The sequence below is a fragment of the Rhizobium lentis genome (assembly GCF_014200175.1).
Classification (GTDB): Bacteria; Pseudomonadota; Alphaproteobacteria; order Rhizobiales; family Rhizobiaceae; genus Rhizobium; species Rhizobium mulingense.
Genome location: NZ_JACHBD010000008.1, coordinates 1 through 16,661, shown reverse-complemented (window position 1 = coordinate 16,661; position 16,661 = coordinate 1). Strand labels below are relative to the sequence as shown.

Here is a 16,661-nt window from a genome sequence, read left to right as displayed (position 1 = left end):
CGAATATCGGGAGTTCTTGGAAAGACGTGAGGAAATGGAAAGTGCCGCGACGGAGAGGCGCGGCACATCGTCGGCGGCAGCAGAAATCAGGCGAGCTTGACGTCGAGCGTGATCGGAACGGCGGCGAGCGCCTTGGAAATCGGGCAGCCGGCCTTCGCCTTATTGGCGAGTTCGGTAAAGGTCGCCTCATCGGCGCCGGGGATGCGGCCGGAGAGCGAAAGATGGATGGCGGTGACGGCAAAGCCGCCCTCGACGCTTTCGAGCGTCACCTTGGCAGAGGTTTCCATATGCTCGGCGGTGAAACCGGCTTCACCGAGGATCAAGGACAGCGCCATGGTGAAGCAGCCGGCATGGGCAGCACCGATCAGCTCTTCCGGGTTGGTGCCGGGAATGCCCTCGAAGCGGCTGGCAAAGCCGTAAGGGTAGTCCGTCAGGGCGCCGCTCTGCGTCGAGATCAGGCCTTTGCCGTCTTTGAGGCCACCGGTCCAATGAGCCGAAGCCGTGCGATTGATCTGCATGCCGTCCTCCTGTTTCGATTGTGTTTTCGAGCAAGCGGCAGGGTGCCGCTCCATGCCTGCGGGAGATCAGATAGTCTTCCCGATGGCAATATAATGCTCTATCGCCAGAAGACGACAGGCCTGTAAAAATCAGCCGGCTTGAAGCCGTTTCACGCGGAATGCTGCAGCACGCTGAGGCCGCCGTCGATCGTCAGGCAGGTCGCGTTCATGAACGGGCACTCGTCGGAGATCATGAACACCGCCGCCATCGCAATCTCCTCCGGTGTTGCGATCCGCCCGCCGGGATGCAGCTTCATCGTCGCGGCCTTTGCCGCTTCCGGATCGGGAAAGCTGTTCCAGTAATCGATCACTTTCTGCGTCGATACATAGCCCGGCGCCAGCGCGTTGACCCGGATATTGCGGGCCGCATATTCGAGACCGAGCGATTTCGTCATGCCCAGCAATGCATGCTTTGCCAGCGGATAGGGAAATGTGTGCGGGATGACGGTAAAGGCATGCGTCGAGGCAATGTTGAGAATGACGCCGCCGCCCTGTTCGATCAGACCCGGCAGCACCGCCTTGCAGCAATTCCATGCGCCCTTGAGGTTGATGTCGAAACAACGGTTCCATTCGTCGTCCGTCGTCGCGAGCGGCTCGGCAAAGACGTTGACCCCTGCATTGTTGACCAGCGCGCTCAGCGGACCGATCTCCTCATTCGCCTCGGCAACCACCCGCGCGATCGTTCCGGCATCGGTTATATCGGCTGGCAGATAACCGACGCGGGCGCCGGTGCTCGCGAGATCCGCCGCTGCCCGAGCCAGCAGCGCCGCATCGCGATCAACGAGATAGACGGCCGCATTTTCGCTGATGAACGCCTTCGCGATTGCAAGGCCGATACCTTGCGCAGCGCCCGTTATCAGGATGTTCTTGCCCTGTAGGCGGTTGCTCATCATCTTCCCTCCGGTTGAACCGGCAGCGGCGACAGTTCGATCGTGACCTTGCCGGAAAGAACCTCACCCGGCGAAAGCGGTATGAGGCCTCCGAGTTCAGGCAGGTGATGGCCGTTCGGCAGATGGCTCATCGGCTCGAGGCAGAAGAAATCCGTGCGGTCGATCCGCATATAAAGCATGAATCGGCCGAGCGCGGCATCGGCTTCCAGCGCCGCCTGAATTGAAAGCTCCGGCCAGGCGATGGCTGCCCGCCCATCCCATCCCTCGAAGGCATTGTTCATCCAGAGCCGCGGCAGCTGCTTGCCGGACCTGAAATCGAAATCATCAGGGACCGGGCCGGGTTCTCCGGGGAGGTGGTCGTGCCGCTCGTTCCAGAACCGCTCGGCGGCAATCGTCAATCGCGTTTCCGGCGTCCTGACGAAAAAAGGATGCTGACCGAGTCCGAAGGGGAGATCCGTCTCACAGCGGTTCTCCACGGAGAGCGCCACCGCCAGTCGATTGCCGGCAAGACGGATCTCCTGGCGGGCAAGATAGGCGTAGGGCGAAATGCCATCGGCATTTCGCGAAAAGCTGAGCTGCACATGCTCAGGGCTCGATTCCTCTAGCTGCCAAAGGTTGATCCAGCCATCGCCGTGCAGGTAGAGAGGATCGTGAGAATTTCGCTGGAAGGCATAGTCGCGTCCGCCGAAGGACATGGCATTGCCTTCGACCCGATTGCCGAACGGCACCATAGGAAAATTCGCGAAATTTCCGCCTGGGCCGCCGGCTGGAAGGAGAAAGGGCTTGCCCCGAAACGTTGCGGCGGTGACGGCAGCGCCCCGGCGGCTGACCTTGACCGAGAGATCGCCGTGGCTCAGCTCGATTTCATCTCCACCATGTCCGTTGTTCATCCACGTCGTCCCGCGGCCGAAGATCTCAAATTGTCGAGCAGCACCGCGATCAGCAGGATCAGCCCGCGCACGACATACTGATAGAATGCCTGGATATTGAGGAGATTCATAACGTTTTCGGCAATGCCCATGATCAGCACGCCGACGATGACGCCGCTCATCGCCGCCCGGCCGCCGGCCAGCGAAACCCCGCCAAGAACGCAGGCGGAAATGACCGACAGCTCGAGCCCGGTGGCCGCATTCGGCTGGCCGGAGGTGATGCGCGAGGCAAGCAGGACGCCGGCAATACCGCAGACGAGGCCCTGCAGCGCAAAGATCCAGATGCGCGTATTGACGACATTGACCCCGGCAAGCCGCGAGGCCTCGGGATTGCCGCCGATCGCCAGCGTATTCTTGCCGAAGACGGTGCGATTGAGGACGAAGCCGAAGACGACGAAAAGGATCAGCATAATCCAGATCGGCGTCGGCACGGTGACAAAGCGCGACAGGGCGAGTTGATAGAAGGCCGGATCGTTGATACCGACGGCGCGGCCATCCGAGGCGATCAGCGCCAGCCCGCGCACGATCTGCATCGTCGCAAGAGTGGTGATCAGCGCATTGATGCGAAAGCGGGCAATGACGATGCCATTGACGAAGCCAACGACGGCGCCACACAGCAGGGCGGCCAGCAGACCGACCGGAATCGAGCCGGTCGCATTCGAAACCATCACGGCAATCATGCCGGAGAAGGCGACGATCGAGCCGACCGAAAGATCGAAATCGCGCGATGCCAGGCAGAACATCATCGTGCAGGCGACGATGCCGATGGTAACGACCGACTGCAAGAGCCCCAGCATGTTTCGCTCGGTCAGGAAGTTCGGGACGAAGAGTGAGACGACCACGAAGGCGACAGCGAAGATCACCACCAGCCCCTGTTCGCCGAGAAGGGTTTTTTTCAACGCATTCATTGTCCGTATTCCTGACCTTAAATGGTGCCGGCGGCATTCTTGTCGGGCAGTGCCGCCGTCAGAATGCTGCGCTCGTCGAAAACCGGCCGGGCGACGTCGGCCGCCACCCGGCCCTGACACATCACCATGATGCGATCGCAGATGCCCATGACTTCGGGCAACTCGCTCGATATCACTACGATCGCCATGCCGCCGGCCGCCAACTCATAGAGGATGTCGTAGATTTCCGACTTCGCCCCGACATCGATACCGCGGGTCGGCTCGTCGATGACGAGAACCTTGATGCCCTGCTCGGAGAGCCAGCGCCCGAGAATGACCTTCTGCTGATTGCCGCCCGAGAGATTGACGATGTCCTGCCGGCGCGACGGCGTGCGCACCCGAAGCTTGGCGATAAATTGGTCTGCCTGTGCTGCCTCCATCTTCGGCTTCAGAATGCCGAAGGGCGAAAAGTGCCGGCGTGATGAAATCGCGATGTTCTCTTCAATCGACCGACCTTGGACGATACCGTCGAATTTGCGATCCTCGGGGCAGAGCACCATGCCGGCCTTGATCGCCGCTTTCGGATTGTGGGGCGATACGGCAATGTTGTCGATCGTGACCTGGCCCTGATCTCTGGCATCGGCGCCATAAAGCAGCCGCGCCATCTCGCTGCGGCCGGCGCCGATCAGGCCGAAGAAGCCGAGAATTTCGCCCTGGCGCACGGAAAAACTGATCGGATTGCGCAGCCTCGGCCCGGACAGGCCCTTGACCTCCAGCCTTATGTCGCCGAGCGTGCGTTCGCGCCATCCCCAGATATTGCTGATCTCGCGCCCGACCATTTCCGAAATGATCTGTTCGCGCGTCGTCTCGGCGATCTTCGGGTGATGGGCGGCAAGCTTGCCGTCACGCAGCACCGTCAGGCTGTCGCAGAGCCGAAAAATTTCGTCGAGACGATGCGATACGTAAAGGATGACGGCTCCCCTCGCCTTCAGCCTGCCGATAAGCGAAAACAGGATTTCGCTTTCACGCGAGGAAAGCGAGGAGGTCGGCTCGTCGAGCGCGATCACCCGCGCGTCGAGCATAACCGCCTTGGCGATCTCGATCATCTGCCGCGCGCCGATCGAAAGCGAGCTGACCTTGGCGGAAGGATCGACGTCGATGCCGATGTCCGCGAGCTTCGTGCGCACCGTCTCGATCAGCGTCTTCGAATGGATGACGCCGCCCCTGGCCGGAAAGCGGCCGAGCCAGAGGTTTTCGGCAACCGTCAATTCCGGAACGAGCTGCAGCTCCTGGTGGATGACGACAATGCCGGCGTGGAAGGCGTCACGCACCGAGCCGTATTTCTGCTCCTCGCCGTCGACGAAGATGCTGCCGTCATCGGCGGCCTGATCGCCGGAAAGGACGCGGATCAGCGTTGATTTGCCGGCGCCGTTTTCGCCCATAAGGCCATGGACGGCACCCTTCTCGACGGTGAAGGAAACACTCGCCAGCGCCTGCACGCCGGGATAGCCCTTGGAGATATTGTGGAATTCGAGGAAAGCCATCACTGCTCCGTCGAGAAGGATCCGGCAGCATGCCCGCCTGCCGCCGGATTGACATCATCCGGAGATGATCACTGGATGCCAAGATCCTTGCGGACCTTCTCGTAATCGCCGCGCAGCGCCAGCGACCCGGAGGTCAGCGTCAGCTTGGCCGGCTCCTTGCCGTTGGCGATCCAGTCGTACATGTTCATCGCTGTCTCGTAGCCATGACGCTTCGGCGAGATGATGACGGTTCCGAAGAAACCTGTCGCGGCCGGCTTCTTGAATTCGTTGATCGCCGATTCTGCCCCGCCGATGCCGACGCCAATGATGTTGGTCGCGGGAATGCCGACCGATTCGGAAGCACGCACGGCGCCGAGGACGGCTTCGTCGTTGAGGCCGAAGGCGACCCAGTATTTCACATCGGCATGTTTGTTGAGAACCGTGGTCGCGGCATTGAGTGCCGCTTCCGTATCGGTCTTCGCCTGCGGCGCGTCATAAATATTCTCGACCGGGAAGCCGGCTGACTTCAGCACCGAAATCGCCCCCTCGACGCGATCGACCGCGGTTGGCAGCTGATCGTAAGAAACCCGGATCGCGCCGACATTCTTCATGTCCCAGCCACGCTTCTTGATCTCGTCGACGATGGCCTGCCCGACGGTCTCGCCGATCTTGGTGGCCGAAATGCCCATATGCGGCACGTCCTCCAGCGGTTTGCCGTCGGCGCTGACAAGACGGTCGTCGACTGTCATCAGCTTCAATTGGTTGGCTTCCGCCTTTGCGACAATGCCGGGGCCGAGCTTGACGTCGGGCGTGCAGACGATGAAGCCCTGCGCACCCTGAGCGCCGAGATTGTCGATCGCCGACTGAACCTTCTCGCCGTCTTCGGCGCCGATCTTGACGACCGTGAAGCCTTTTTCCTTGGCGGCCTGGTCTGCGAATTTCCATTCGTCCTGAAACCAGGGCTCTTCCGGCTGCTTGACGATGAAACCGATCTTGACGTCCGCGGAAAATGCCGAGCCGGCTGTCAGAATGGCGAAAGTGCCAGCCAGAATAGCTGCTTTGAACAAGCGCATGTCTCTCTCCCTAAACTCTTGAAATCGAGCAACTGCCTCCCAGGCAGCGTCCAATGAATTACGTTAAATCATCATACCAGTCAATTGCCAATGTATGATGATTGGAGTAGTAGGACAGTGACGGGAAACGGATGCAGCCGTCGCAAACTGGATCGAATTCGGATAATCAGGTTTGGTTGCTGCAGGGAGAGAGCGCGGAGAGGTGAAGTTGGAATCGACCGAGGAACAGGGCCGAATGGAAAGCCCGGGCAGCGGGCGCCGCCCGCGCGTACGCCGCAACATCACGGCGGCGATCGCTCAGCACATCTGCGCGGACCGCTATCCCTCTGGCTCGGCGTTGCCCCGCGAGAACGACCTCTGCGAACTCTACGGCGTTAGCCGCACGGTGATCCGCGAATCATTGAAGGTCTTGGAATCCAAGGGCCTCGTCCGCGGCAAACCGCGGGTCGGAACGACTGTTTGCGACAGGGACGACTGGAATATCCTGGATGCCGAGGTGCTCGACTGGATGGGGCCTTACATCAAGGACTTCGACCTGTTGGGCTGCATTCTCGAAGCCCGGCGCACCATAGAGCCGGCAGCCGCCGAATATGCCGCCGAACGCGCCAGCGCCCAGGAGATTGCCGATCTCGACAAGGCCTGGCGGCAGATGCGCGACAGCGCCGGCGAACCGGAAAGCTTCACCGATGCCGATGTGATGTTTCACACCGTGCTGCTCACCGCCAGCCACAACCAGGTATTCCGCCGCCTGTCGAGCGCCATCCATGCGGCGCTGAAATATGCATTGCATGCCTCCAATATCGCTGTCGAAAACCGGGAGGATGCGGTGCTCGTTCACGGCCAGCTGGTCGAGGCTTTGCGCATGCGCGACAAAACGGCTGCCCGCGAATGCGCCAACCGCATGCTCGACCTTGCGGTGCGCGACCTTGACGCCGCCGAAAAGGCGATCGGCAGAACGAAATGATGGTTCCTGAGGAGCCGCTTGAAAAACATGAAAAGAGGCCGAAAGAACCGCGATGAAGATCACCAAACTCACCACCTATATCGTTCCACCGCGCTGGCTGTTTCTGAAGGTCGAGACCGACGAAGGCATAGTCGGTTGGGGTGAGCCGGTCGTCGAAGGCCGCGCGCTGACGGTCGAGGCCGCCGTCCACGAACTCGAAGACTACCTGATCGGCAAGGATCCCTTCCTGATCGAGGACCACTGGACCGTGATGTATCGCGGCGGTTTCTATCGCGGTGGTGCTGCCCATATGAGCGCCATCTCCGGCATCGATCAAGCGCTTTGGGACATCAAGGGCAAGGCCCTCGGCCAGCCGATCCATTCGCTGCTCGGCGGCCAGCTGCGCGACCGCATCAAGGTCTACTCCTGGATCGGCGGCGACCGTCCCGCCGATGTCGCCAACAATGCCAGGGAGGTGGTCGCCCGCGGCTTCAAGGCGATCAAGCTCAACGGCTGCGAGGAGATGCAGATCGTCGATACCAATGAGAAGGTGGAGAAGGCGGTCGAGACGATCGCCGCCATCCGCGAGGCGATCGGCCCGCATATCGGCATCGGCGTCGATTTCCACGGCCGCGTTCACAAGCCGATGGCCAAGGTTCTGGCCAAGGAGCTCGAACCTTACAAGCTGATGTTCATTGAGGAACCGGTGCTCTCCGAAAACAAGGAAGCGCTGCGCGATATCGTCAACCACACGTCGACACCGATTGCGCTCGGCGAACGGCTTTATTCCCGCTGGGACTTCAAGCAGGTCCTTTCTGACGGTTACGTCGACATCATTCAGCCGGATCTTTCGCATGCCGGCGGCATCACCGAATGCCGCAAGATCGCAGCGATGGCCGAAGCCTATGACGTGGCGCTGGCGCCGCATTGCCCGCTCGGCCCGATCGCGCTCGCCGCCTGCCTGCAGGTCGACGCCGTCAGCTACAATGCCTTCATCCAGGAACAGAGCCTCGGCATCCACTACAACACCGGCAACGACATTCTCGACTACATCTCCAACAAGGAGGTGTTCCACTATGCCGATGGTTTCGTCTCGATCCCGCAGGGACCTGGTCTCGGCATCGAGGTCGACGAGGCCTATGTCATCGAGCGCGCCAGGGAAGGCCATCGCTGGCGCAACCCGATCTGGCGCCATGCCGACGGCAGCTTCGCCGAATGGTAAAGATTGGAGGGGCCGCGCAAGCGGCCCTTTTTCATGCGCCGTGTCGGATATCGCCGATCTCATCCGTCATAGTGGAAACTCAAAGAGGAGATTTCAGAATGGCCAGAGCAATCGCAATCATCGTCGCCCGCGTCATCTTCAGCTTCATCTTCTTCATGGCCGCCGGCTTCAAATTCGCCGATATTGGCGCGACGGCGGGCTATATCACCGCCGCCGGTTTTCCGATGGCGACATTCCTGACCTGGGTCGCGGCCTTCTTCGAGATCGCGCTGGCGCTCGCCTTCATCTCCGGGGCCTTCTTTGCCGAAGCCAGCCTGCTCGCAGGCATCTACGTGATCTTCCTCGCCTTTGCCTTCCACGGACCGTCTCATTGGCAGCAGAACCAGGCCGAATTCGGCTTCTTCGTCGATCACTTCACCTTCCTCGCCGGCCTGCTCTTCGCCGCCGTCCATGGGCCGGAGAGATGGGCCCTCAAGCAAACGCTTCTCAGATAGCGTGACAACCAGCTCTCCTTCCGGAACCAACTGCCGCGCCGGACATTGGCATACGGCGGAACCTCAAGGAGAGCGTCCATGGAGCTGAAGGGAAAGATCGCGTTGGTAACCGGCGCCGGCTCCGGCATCGGCAAGGCAGCCGCGTTGAAACTCGCTGCCGAGGGAGCGGCGGTCGCTGCTTTGAGCCGGACGGCAGACGAAGTCGAAAAGACCTGCGCCGAGATCACAGCGCTCGGCGGCGACACGATCGCGCTGACGGCCGATACCAGCGACGAGGCTCAAATGCGAGCCGCGGTGCAGAAACTTACGGATACCTTCGAGGGCCTGGACATCGTCGTCGCCAATGCCGGGATCAACGGCGTCTGGGCACCGATCGACGATCTGAAGCCGGACGAGTGGGATAAGACGATCGCCGTCAACCTGCGCGGCACCTATCTGACACTGCATCTGACGGTTCCGCATTTGAAGCGTCACGGCGGCTCGATTATCGTCGTCTCCTCGATCAACGGCACCCGCACCTTCACCACGCCGGGCGCCACTGCCTATACCGCCACCAAGGCCGGCCAGGTCGCGATGGTCCAGCAGCTCGCTTTGGAACTCGGACGGCACGGCATCCGCGTCAATGCCGTCTGCCCCGGCGAGATCGAAACAAATATCAACACCAATACCGCCAGTCGTGGTCGTGAAGAAACCGAGGTTCCGGTCATCTGGCCGGAAGGCGATATTCCGATCGCAGGCGGCAAGGCGGGCAAGAGCGAGGATGTCGCCGAGACCATCCTCTTCCTCGCCTCCGAGCGCGCCCGGCACATTACCGGCACCCCGATCTGGATCGACGGCGGCCAGGGCCTGCTGCGATAGCCGCGCGTCGTCAGACGATCAGTCGGCAAGCCGCGCACTGTCCAAGGTGTAGAGTTCCTGTGCGCGCTGCACCCCGCGCAACGCGTAGCGCCCGACGCAGGCGAGCGCGGCGCGCTCTTCCTCTGGAATGGCCGCAGCAAAATCGGAGGAGATCAACAGGTTGAGATCGACCGAACGGCACATGGAGGCAATCCGGCTGACCTCGTTGACGGCCGGACCGATCACTGTGAAATCCAGCCGGTTCTGGCTGCCGATATTGCCGTAGAAGACATCGCCGATATGCAAGCCGATATAGACATCCGTCGTCGGCCTGCTGTCAGCCGCGCGCGCGGCATTCAGGGTGACGAGCTTCTCCCGCAGCAGCGATTCGGCGCTGAGCGCTGCACGGCAAGTCTCCGCCGGCACCTCGCCCTTGAAAATGGCGAGCACGCCGTCGCCGATCAGTTTCAGGACGTTGCCGCCCGCCTCATGGATCGCAGAGATCGCCACCTCGCTGTAATCGTTGAGCAGCGGGATGATTTCCTCCGGCGGCACACGGTCGGAAATCTTGGTGTAGTTCAACAGATCGGAAAACCAGAGCGCCGCCGAAATCCGCTCCGACTTGCCGCGGCTGATCTTGCCTTCCATCACCTGGCGCGCCGCGTCCTCGCCGAGATAGACTTCCGCGATGGTGCGGGCGATGCGTCCAAGCGCAATGCATTTGATCGCCAATCCGAGAACCGGCACCAGCTTGCGCAGGATGGCAAGATCATGATCGGAAAAACCTTGCGGGTGTTTGGTTGCGAAATGCGAGAAAAAGCAATCCATTTCGCCGATCGTGCCGGCTTCGCTGAAACGATGCATCATCGCCACGAAATCCGTGTGGCCGGCTTCCGCAATCTTGTCGAGCATGGCGAAATCGATCGGATCGCCAAAGCCCAGGCGTCGGCGCACCTCCCGCTCGTTGCCCGACCAGAGATGATAGAAGGCCGAGCGCTGCCAATTCGCCGCCGCTTCGCCCGAGATCGTCGGACCATACTCGAATTCGACTTCGATCTCCTCCACGCTGTCCCAGCGGAAGGCACGGCCTTCATGCACGGGGTGCAGCGTATCCATCAGCGCCAGGCCGCGGTCGAGCGGCAGGCCGGCCTTGCGGCAGGCCGCGCAAAAACCGGTCATCAGCTCTGCTTCAGAAACGCCCTTCAGCCCCTGTTCCGTAACCCAGGCCGCAATCGTGCTGACGTCGCTGTAATCCATGGCGCTCACCTTCGCTGCTGCCTAAGCTGTAGCCCAAATTCGGCTTCGAGGGAAAGCCAATTGGCTCAACCGCCTACCGGCATAGTGTAGGGCGTAATGACTTCCAGCGAAGGCGATCTCCTTGACGAGAAAAACATGCGCCATAGGAATCCTTCTGATGGTTTTTTGATGGATTGCTGATCTATATCACCGCGCATCGCGGCGTATAGTGCCTCCATCGGAAGAGGGAGGAGCCCATGATGAAAACCGACAACGTCAGGAAAATGCGCGCCGACCGTGTTTGGCTTTCCGAAGACGCCTGCGATCTTGCCGATTTTCGCCACCTGGCGGAAAAGACGACCGTGCTTGCCGACTATCCCACCGCGTCCGCTGTCGAGAAGAACATCCTGATCTATGACAGCCGCAAGGTGACGGCGGTCGCGACGGTAGAAGACAAACGCGCCGTGCGGGCTGAAATCTGCGAAGCCTTGGGCGAAGGCCCCGGCGTGGTCGTATTCAAACATGCTTACGAGGATACCGGCGTCATCGACCGCGCCAGCGCGATCTTCGACGCCATCATTGAGGAGCAGCATCGCACCTCGACCGGCGGCGGCGATCACTTCGCCAAGCCCGGCGCCAACGACCGCATCTGGAATTCGCTGGAAAAACATTGCCTCGCCGATCCGGAAAATTTTGCCGATTATTACGGCAATGCCATCATCGCGCTGGCAAGCGAAGCCTGGCTGGGCCCAAGCTACCAGATGACGGCGCAGGTCAACCGCGTCAATCCGGGCGGCGCGGCACAGTCGGCGCATCGCGACTACCATCTCGGCTTCCAGTCGTCTCAGGTGATCGAGCAGTTTCCGGCGCATGTGCACCGACTCTCGCCGGTATTGACGCTGCAGGGTGCGGTCGCCCATTGCGACATGCCGCTCGAAAGCGGCCCGACGCTCTTCCTGCCGCATAGCCAGACCTATGTGCCAGGTTATCTTGCGCTCAAACGGCAGGAGTTCCGGGATTATTTCGACGCCAACCATGTGCAGCTGCCGCTCGAAAAAGGCGACGTTGTGTTCTTCAACCCCGCACTCTTTCACGCTGCCGGCACCAATCGCTCGGCCGATATCAAGCGCGTCGCCAACCTGCTGCAGGTTTCCTCGGCCTTCGGCCGGGCCATGGAAACCGTCAACCGCGAAAGAATGAGCGCCAAGCTCTTTCCCGCTCTGAAGACCTTGCAGGGCAGGCTCTCCCCCGATGAAATCGCCAACGCCGTCGCCGCCTGTGCCGAAGGCTATTCCTTCCCCACCAATCTCGATCGCGACCCGCCGCTCGGCGGCCTGGCGCCGAAGACGCAGGCACAGCTGATGCACGAGGCATTGAAGGAAGGCTGGAGCGACGAAGCCTTTGCGGCAGCGCTTGCAGAGCAGGCGCGGAAGAAGCTGAGCTGAACTTGTAGACTGGAGCCCCCTCATCCGCCCTACGGGCACCTTCCCCCCGAGGGGAGAAGGGGAAAACAGACGGCGCGGCATATCCCTTCTCCCCTCGGGGAGAAGGTGGCGGCAGCCGGTTGAGGGGGCCAAACACGTTGACATAACCGCCTCCCGTACCCGCGGAGGCCATTCGTGCATCACCACCAAGGAGGAACCCCATGAGCACAGACCACGGCCGCATCGACGGCAAGATCGCCATCGTCACCGGCGGCACGCAAGGCTTGGGCGCCACCATTGCCCGGCTCTTTGCCGAACGCGGCGCGGCAGGCATCGTCATCTGCGGGCGCAACGAAGCCAAAGGCAAGGCGCGGGCCGCAGAGATTTCCGCCGCCACCGGAGCGCGGGTCGTCTATGTCAAGGCCGACCTCGGAAAGGTCGAGGACGCGCGGAATGTCGTTCACGTCTGCGACGAGGCCTTCGGCCGGGTCGACGCGCTGGTCAATGCCGCCGCCATCACCGATCGCGGTACCATCCTCGATACCAGTCCTGAACTCTTCGACGCCATGTTCGCCGTCAATGTGCGCGGGCCGTTTTTCCTGATGCAGGAGACGGTGAAGGTCATGCGCCGCGAAAAGACCGAAGGCACCATCGTCAATATCGGCTCGATGTCCGCCAAAGCCGGCCAGCCCTTCATCGCCGCCTACTGCGCCTCCAAGGGCGCGTTGGAAACGCTGACGAAGAACACCGCCTATGCGCTCTTGCGCAATCGAATCCGCGTCAACGGCCTCAATATCGGCTGGATGGCGTCGGAAGGCGAGGACCGCATCCAGCGCGAATATCACGATGCCCCCGCCGACTGGCTGGAAAAGGCGGCCGCCAACCAGCCCTTCGGCCGCCTCGTCGATCCGCATGAGGTGGCGCGCGCCTGTGCTTACCTGTCGTCGGCCGAATCCGGGCTGATGACCGGCTCGGTCATCTGCTTCGACCAGTCGATCTGGGGTGCTTACGACGGCTCGCCGCATCCGGTCGCCGCCCTCTGAAAAACCGGACCCGGCATTTCCACTCGCCGGGCTCTGGCACCTTCCGGCATTTGTCGCTAGGAAAAGAGCGGCAGCATTCAGGGAGGAACTGGCGTGGCCGACAATCCGCTTTATGACATCCGCGATGAACGTTTCGGCGCTCTGGTCATCGGCAGCGCCGCGCTCGAGGAACTCTATGGCGGCTGCCGCTGGACGGAAGGCCCGGTCTGGTTTTCCGACCTCAACTGCCTGCTCTGGAGCGATATACCGAACGAACGCATGATGCGCTGGACGCCCGACGGCACGGTCTCGGTCTTCCGCTCGCCCTCCAATTACGTCAACGGCAACACCCGCGACCGGCAGGGCCGGCTTATCTCCTGCGAACATGGCGGCCGCCGCGTCACCCGCACCGAGACGGATGGTAGCATCACCGTTCTTGCCGACAGCTACAAAGGCAAACGGCTGAACTCGCCGAACGACGTCGTCGTCCGTTCCGACGGTTCGATCTGGTTCACCGATCCGACCTACGGCATCCTGTCGGACTACGAAGGGCACAAGGCCGAGTCCGAGCAGCCGACCCGCAACGTCTATCGGATCGATCCTTCAAGCGGCGCGATCGAGGCCGTCGTCGAGGACTTCATCCAGCCGAACGGCCTTGCCTTCTCGCCCGACGAGACGAAGCTCTACATTGCCGATTCCGGCTCGGCAAAACATGACGTGCCACGCCATATAAGAGTTTTCGACGTCGTCGACGGCCGAAGGCTCACGAACAGCCGCTATTTCTGCAGCCTCGATGTCGGCAATCCCGACGGCTTCCGCTTTGATGTCAGTGGCAACCTCTGGACGAGCGCGGGGGATGGCGTGCATTGCTTCGCGCCCGATGGCACGCTGCTCGGCAAGATCAAGGTGCCGCAGACGGTGTCCAATCTCACCTTTGGCGGCCCCAAGAAAAACCGGCTCTTCATCACCGCGACGCGCTCGGTCTATTCGATCTACACGAAGACCAACGGCGCGCAATTTCCGTGAGAATCAGGACCGGGTTGAAGAACACCGTTCCGGGATGACGACTTGCATAAAAAAAGCTAAAGCGCGTCTCACGAATGAGATTCGATGTGCGTGCTTCAGAGCATGATGCCGAAACCTGTGAGCGATTTTCGGATAACATCCTGTTCTGGCAGCCCGCACATCCATTGCATCAAGAAGGGATGTCCCGATGACCCGATTTTCACGCGCCGAAGGCCGCCGTACCACTTCTGATGCCATGACCGGGAGAGCCTGAGATGCGTTCCGTTGTTTCCTTCAACGAAGGCTGGAGTTTCCATGAGGGCTTCGGACAGCGTCTGCTCGAAACCTTCGACGCCGCCAAGTCGGTCAGCCTGCCCCATACCGCCGTCGAACTACCGTTCAATTATTTCGACGAGAAAAGCTATCAGCGCGCCTTCACCTATCAGAAAGTGCTGCGCTGGCTGCCCGAATTCGAGGGCCGTGAGGTTTGGCTCGTTTTCGACGCCGCCATGGCCGACAGCGTCGTCTATCTGAACGGCGAAGAGATCATCGCCCACAAGGACGGCTACACCCCCTTCGAGGCCCGCCTCACCGGCAGGCTCGTCAAGGGCGAGAACCTCGTGACCGTCAAGATCGACGGCAGCGAAAACCCTGAGGTCCCGCCCTTCGGCGGCCGCATCGATTATCTGACCTATGCCGGGATCTACCGCGACGTCTGGCTGAAGGTCACCGATCCGGTGTCGATCCGCAATCTCAAGATCGAAACCGCGGACGTTCTCGCTCCGGAGAAATCGGCAACCATCCGCGTCGATATCGCCAATCCCGAGGGCCGCAGCTTTTCGGCGACCGTCACCGCCACGCTGAAGCAGGTTGACGGCACGGTGATCGCCACCGCAGCAACCGAGACGATCGGCGACCGCACAAGGCTTTCCTTCGGCGGCCTCACCGGCATTACCCTTTGGGATATCACCGATCCCACGCTCTACGAAGTCACCGTCGAACTCCGGACCGAGCACGGCTCCGACCGTGTCTCCAGCCGCTTCGGCTTCCGCACCGCCAAGTTCACGCCGGAAGGCTTCCTCTTGAACGGCAAGCCGCTGAAGCTGCGCGGCCTCAACCGCCACCAGTCCTTCCCCTATGTCGGTTATGCCGCCGGCCGCTCCGCCCAGGAACGCGACGCCGACATCATGAAGAGCGTGCTGAAGTGCAATATCGTCCGCACCTCGCATTATCCGCAGTCGAAATGGTTCCTCGACCGCTGTGATGCGATCGGCCTGCTGGTGTTCGAGGAGATCCCCGGCTGGCAGCATATCGGCGATGTCGACTGGCAGAAGGAATCGATCGAGAACGTCCGCCGCATGATCGAGCGCGACTGGAACCATCCCTCGATCATCATCTGGGGCGTGCGCATCAACGAGTCCCAAGATAATCACGATTTTTACACAGAGACGAATCGCCTTGCCCGTGAGCTCGACAGCACCCGCCAGACCGGCGGCGTGCGTTACATCACCGAGAGCGAGCTGCTCGAAGACGTGTATACGATGAACGACTTCATCCTCGGCAACGAGGAACTGCCGGGCGCCAATCGCCCGCGCACCGCATTGCGCCGCCAAGAGGAAAATACCGGTCTGTCCCGGAAGGTGCCGTATCTCATCACCGAGTTCAACGGCCACATGCACCCGACGAAAATCTATGACCAGGAGCAGCGCCAGGCCGAGCATGTGCGCCGTCACCTGGAGGTGCTGAATGCCGCCTATGGCGACCCCGATATCTCGGGCGCGATCGGCTGGTGCATGTTCGATTACAACACCCACAAGGATTTCGGCTCCGGCGACCGCATCTGCTATCACGGCGTGATGGATATGTTCCGCGAGCCGAAATTCGCGGCCTATGCTTATATCAGCCAGTGCGATCCATCCGACGAGATCGTCATGAAGCCGGTGACCTTCTGGGCGCGCGGCGAGCGCAATATCGGCGGCGTGCTGCCGCTGATCATCCTGACCAATTGCGACGAGGTGGAACTGCAATATGGCGGGCTCAGCAAGCGCATCGGCCCGGACCGCGAGAATTATCCGCATCTGCCGCATCCGCCCGTCGTGCTCGATCATCGCCACTTCACCGCCGACGAGCTCGGCACCTGGGGTCTGGAATGGATCGACGGCACCTTGACCGGTTATATCGGCGGCGAGCCGGCGGCGAGCCTGACGTTTGCCGCCGATCCGCTGCCGACGACGCTGGAAATCGTCGCCGACAGCCACACGCTGAAGGCCCGCGAACGCGACAGCACCCGCGTCATCATTCGCGCCCTCGACCAATGCGGCCAGCGCCTGCCCTTCATGAACGACAGCATTGCGCTGAAAGTGCATGGACCCGGAAAAATCGTCGGCCCGGCCAATGTGCCGCTGCAGGGCGGCACCGCCGGCTTCTGGCTGGAGGCGACGGGTTTGGTCGGCGAGATCACCGTCGAAGCGATCTCCTCGCGTTTCGCGCCGGTGACCCTCACTGTGACGTCCGCCGCCTGACAGCCATCACGCGATCCGCATCTGGCTGTCTGGATCGAAGAACACGGCCTTGTCGAGATTGAAGGCAAGGCGGGTGTTTTGTCCCGGCGCGATGCCG

The 16,661-nt window shown here is 61.4% G+C and carries 15 protein-coding genes; 8 read left to right on the top strand and 7 right to left on the bottom strand.

From position 1 onward, the window contains the following. Nucleotides 1-86: 86 nt before the first annotated feature. The 6 genes from GGI60_RS19020 to GGI60_RS18995 form a co-directional block, all read right to left on the bottom strand. Entirely contained in the window at nt 87-518 is a 432-nt protein-coding gene (locus tag GGI60_RS19020; protein ID WP_010028352.1) for an OsmC family protein, read from the bottom strand. A gap of 149 nt (nt 519-667) precedes the next feature. Then, nucleotides 668-1,447 carry an SDR family oxidoreductase gene (locus GGI60_RS19015; protein WP_183918202.1) on the bottom strand — a complete coding sequence of 260 codons (780 nt, stop codon included), beginning with the start codon at nt 1,445-1,447 and terminating at the stop codon, nt 668-670. Beyond that, nucleotides 1,447-2,337, bottom strand: a complete 891-nt coding sequence (locus GGI60_RS19010) for an aldose 1-epimerase (protein WP_183917733.1) — start codon at nt 2,335-2,337, stop codon at nt 1,447-1,449. The genes GGI60_RS19015 and GGI60_RS19010 overlap by 1 nt, the downstream gene beginning before the upstream one ends. After that, nucleotides 2,334-3,284 (bottom strand): L-arabinose ABC transporter permease AraH, encoded by a 951-nt coding sequence (araH, locus tag GGI60_RS19005; protein ID WP_183917731.1) that lies wholly within the window; start codon nt 3,282-3,284, stop codon nt 2,334-2,336. Before araH ends, GGI60_RS19010 begins: the two co-directional genes overlap by 4 nt. 17 nt (nt 3,285-3,301) lie before the next feature. Beyond that, nucleotides 3,302-4,807: an L-arabinose ABC transporter ATP-binding protein AraG gene (araG, locus tag GGI60_RS19000; protein WP_183917729.1), complete on the bottom strand. Its 1,506-nt coding sequence runs from the start codon at nt 4,805-4,807 to the stop codon at nt 3,302-3,304. A gap of 68 nt (nt 4,808-4,875) precedes the next feature. Beyond that, entirely contained in the window at nt 4,876-5,859 is a 984-nt protein-coding gene (locus GGI60_RS18995; protein WP_183917727.1) for an arabinose ABC transporter substrate-binding protein, read from the bottom strand. Nucleotides 5,860-6,094: 235 nt separating this feature from the next. Between GGI60_RS18995 and GGI60_RS18990 the strand changes: the two genes are divergently transcribed. The 4 genes from GGI60_RS18990 (at nt 6,095) to GGI60_RS18975 (ending at nt 9,376) form a co-directional block, all read left to right on the top strand. Then, nucleotides 6,095-6,823 (top strand): FadR/GntR family transcriptional regulator, encoded by a 729-nt coding sequence (locus GGI60_RS18990; RefSeq protein WP_183918200.1) that lies wholly within the window; start codon nt 6,095-6,097, stop codon nt 6,821-6,823. Between the two features lie 52 nt (nt 6,824-6,875). Next, nucleotides 6,876-8,024: a galactonate dehydratase gene (gene dgoD, locus GGI60_RS18985; RefSeq protein WP_183917725.1), complete on the top strand. Its 1,149-nt coding sequence runs from the start codon at nt 6,876-6,878 to the stop codon at nt 8,022-8,024. A gap of 98 nt (nt 8,025-8,122) precedes the next feature. Beyond that, nucleotides 8,123-8,518 (top strand): DoxX family protein, encoded by a 396-nt coding sequence (locus tag GGI60_RS18980; protein ID WP_183917723.1) that lies wholly within the window; start codon nt 8,123-8,125, stop codon nt 8,516-8,518. A 78-nt stretch (nt 8,519-8,596) separates the two neighbouring features. Then, on the top strand, nt 8,597-9,376 hold the full coding sequence (locus GGI60_RS18975; protein ID WP_183917721.1) for an SDR family oxidoreductase: 780 nt from the start codon (nt 8,597-8,599) through the stop codon (nt 9,374-9,376). 18 nt (nt 9,377-9,394) lie between these two features. Here the strand turns inward: GGI60_RS18975 and GGI60_RS18970 are convergent, their stop codons facing one another. After that, nucleotides 9,395-10,612 (bottom strand): adenylate/guanylate cyclase domain-containing protein, encoded by a 1,218-nt coding sequence (locus GGI60_RS18970; RefSeq protein WP_183917719.1) that lies wholly within the window; start codon nt 10,610-10,612, stop codon nt 9,395-9,397. A gap of 239 nt (nt 10,613-10,851) precedes the next feature. On the opposite strand from GGI60_RS18970, the gene GGI60_RS18965 reads away from it, so the two are divergent. From GGI60_RS18965 to GGI60_RS18950, 4 genes are all read left to right on the top strand, one after another. Next, nucleotides 10,852-12,036, top strand: a complete 1,185-nt coding sequence (locus GGI60_RS18965; protein ID WP_183918198.1) for a phytanoyl-CoA dioxygenase family protein — start codon at nt 10,852-10,854, stop codon at nt 12,034-12,036. Between the two features lie 200 nt (nt 12,037-12,236). Next, complete coding sequence (locus tag GGI60_RS18960; RefSeq protein ID WP_183917718.1) at nt 12,237-13,058, top strand: SDR family oxidoreductase; 822 nt, start codon at nt 12,237-12,239, stop codon at nt 13,056-13,058. Nucleotides 13,059-13,151: 93 nt separating this feature from the next. After that, a complete protein-coding gene (locus GGI60_RS18955; protein WP_183917716.1) occupies nt 13,152-14,063 on the top strand; it encodes an SMP-30/gluconolactonase/LRE family protein in 912 nt (303 codons plus the stop codon). A 254-nt stretch (nt 14,064-14,317) separates the two neighbouring features. Beyond that, the gene (locus tag GGI60_RS18950; RefSeq protein ID WP_183917714.1) at nt 14,318-16,564 is read left to right on the top strand and encodes a glycoside hydrolase family 2 protein; all 2,247 of its coding nucleotides are present in this window, start codon (nt 14,318-14,320) and stop codon (nt 16,562-16,564) included. Nucleotides 16,565-16,661: the final 97 nt, after the last annotated feature.

Bases quoted from the DNA above. Each gene is read 5' to 3' on its own strand.
- GGI60_RS19020 (WP_010028352.1), bottom strand. From the start codon at position 518: ATGCAGATCAATCGCACGGCTTCGGCTCATTGGACCGGTGGCCTCAAA.
- GGI60_RS19015 (WP_183918202.1), bottom strand. From the start codon at position 1,447: ATGAGCAACCGCCTACAGGGCAAGAACATCCTGATAACGGGCGCTGCG.
- GGI60_RS19010 (WP_183917733.1), bottom strand. From the start codon at position 2,337: ATGAACAACGGACATGGTGGAGATGAAATCGAGCTGAGCCACGGCGAT.
- araH (WP_183917731.1), bottom strand. From the start codon at position 3,284: ATGAATGCGTTGAAAAAAACCCTTCTCGGCGAACAGGGGCTGGTGGTG.
- araG (WP_183917729.1), bottom strand. From the start codon at position 4,807: ATGGCTTTCCTCGAATTCCACAATATCTCCAAGGGCTATCCCGGCGTG.
- GGI60_RS18995 (WP_183917727.1), bottom strand. From the start codon at position 5,859: ATGCGCTTGTTCAAAGCAGCTATTCTGGCTGGCACTTTCGCCATTCTG.
- GGI60_RS18990 (WP_183918200.1), top strand. From the start codon at position 6,095: ATGGAAAGCCCGGGCAGCGGGCGCCGCCCGCGCGTACGCCGCAACATC.
- dgoD (WP_183917725.1), top strand. From the start codon at position 6,876: ATGAAGATCACCAAACTCACCACCTATATCGTTCCACCGCGCTGGCTG.
- GGI60_RS18980 (WP_183917723.1), top strand. From the start codon at position 8,123: ATGGCCAGAGCAATCGCAATCATCGTCGCCCGCGTCATCTTCAGCTTC.
- GGI60_RS18975 (WP_183917721.1), top strand. From the start codon at position 8,597: ATGGAGCTGAAGGGAAAGATCGCGTTGGTAACCGGCGCCGGCTCCGGC.
- GGI60_RS18970 (WP_183917719.1), bottom strand. From the start codon at position 10,612: ATGGATTACAGCGACGTCAGCACGATTGCGGCCTGGGTTACGGAACAG.
- GGI60_RS18965 (WP_183918198.1), top strand. From the start codon at position 10,852: ATGAAAACCGACAACGTCAGGAAAATGCGCGCCGACCGTGTTTGGCTT.
- GGI60_RS18960 (WP_183917718.1), top strand. From the start codon at position 12,237: ATGAGCACAGACCACGGCCGCATCGACGGCAAGATCGCCATCGTCACC.
- GGI60_RS18950 (WP_183917714.1), top strand. From the start codon at position 14,318: ATGCGTTCCGTTGTTTCCTTCAACGAAGGCTGGAGTTTCCATGAGGGC.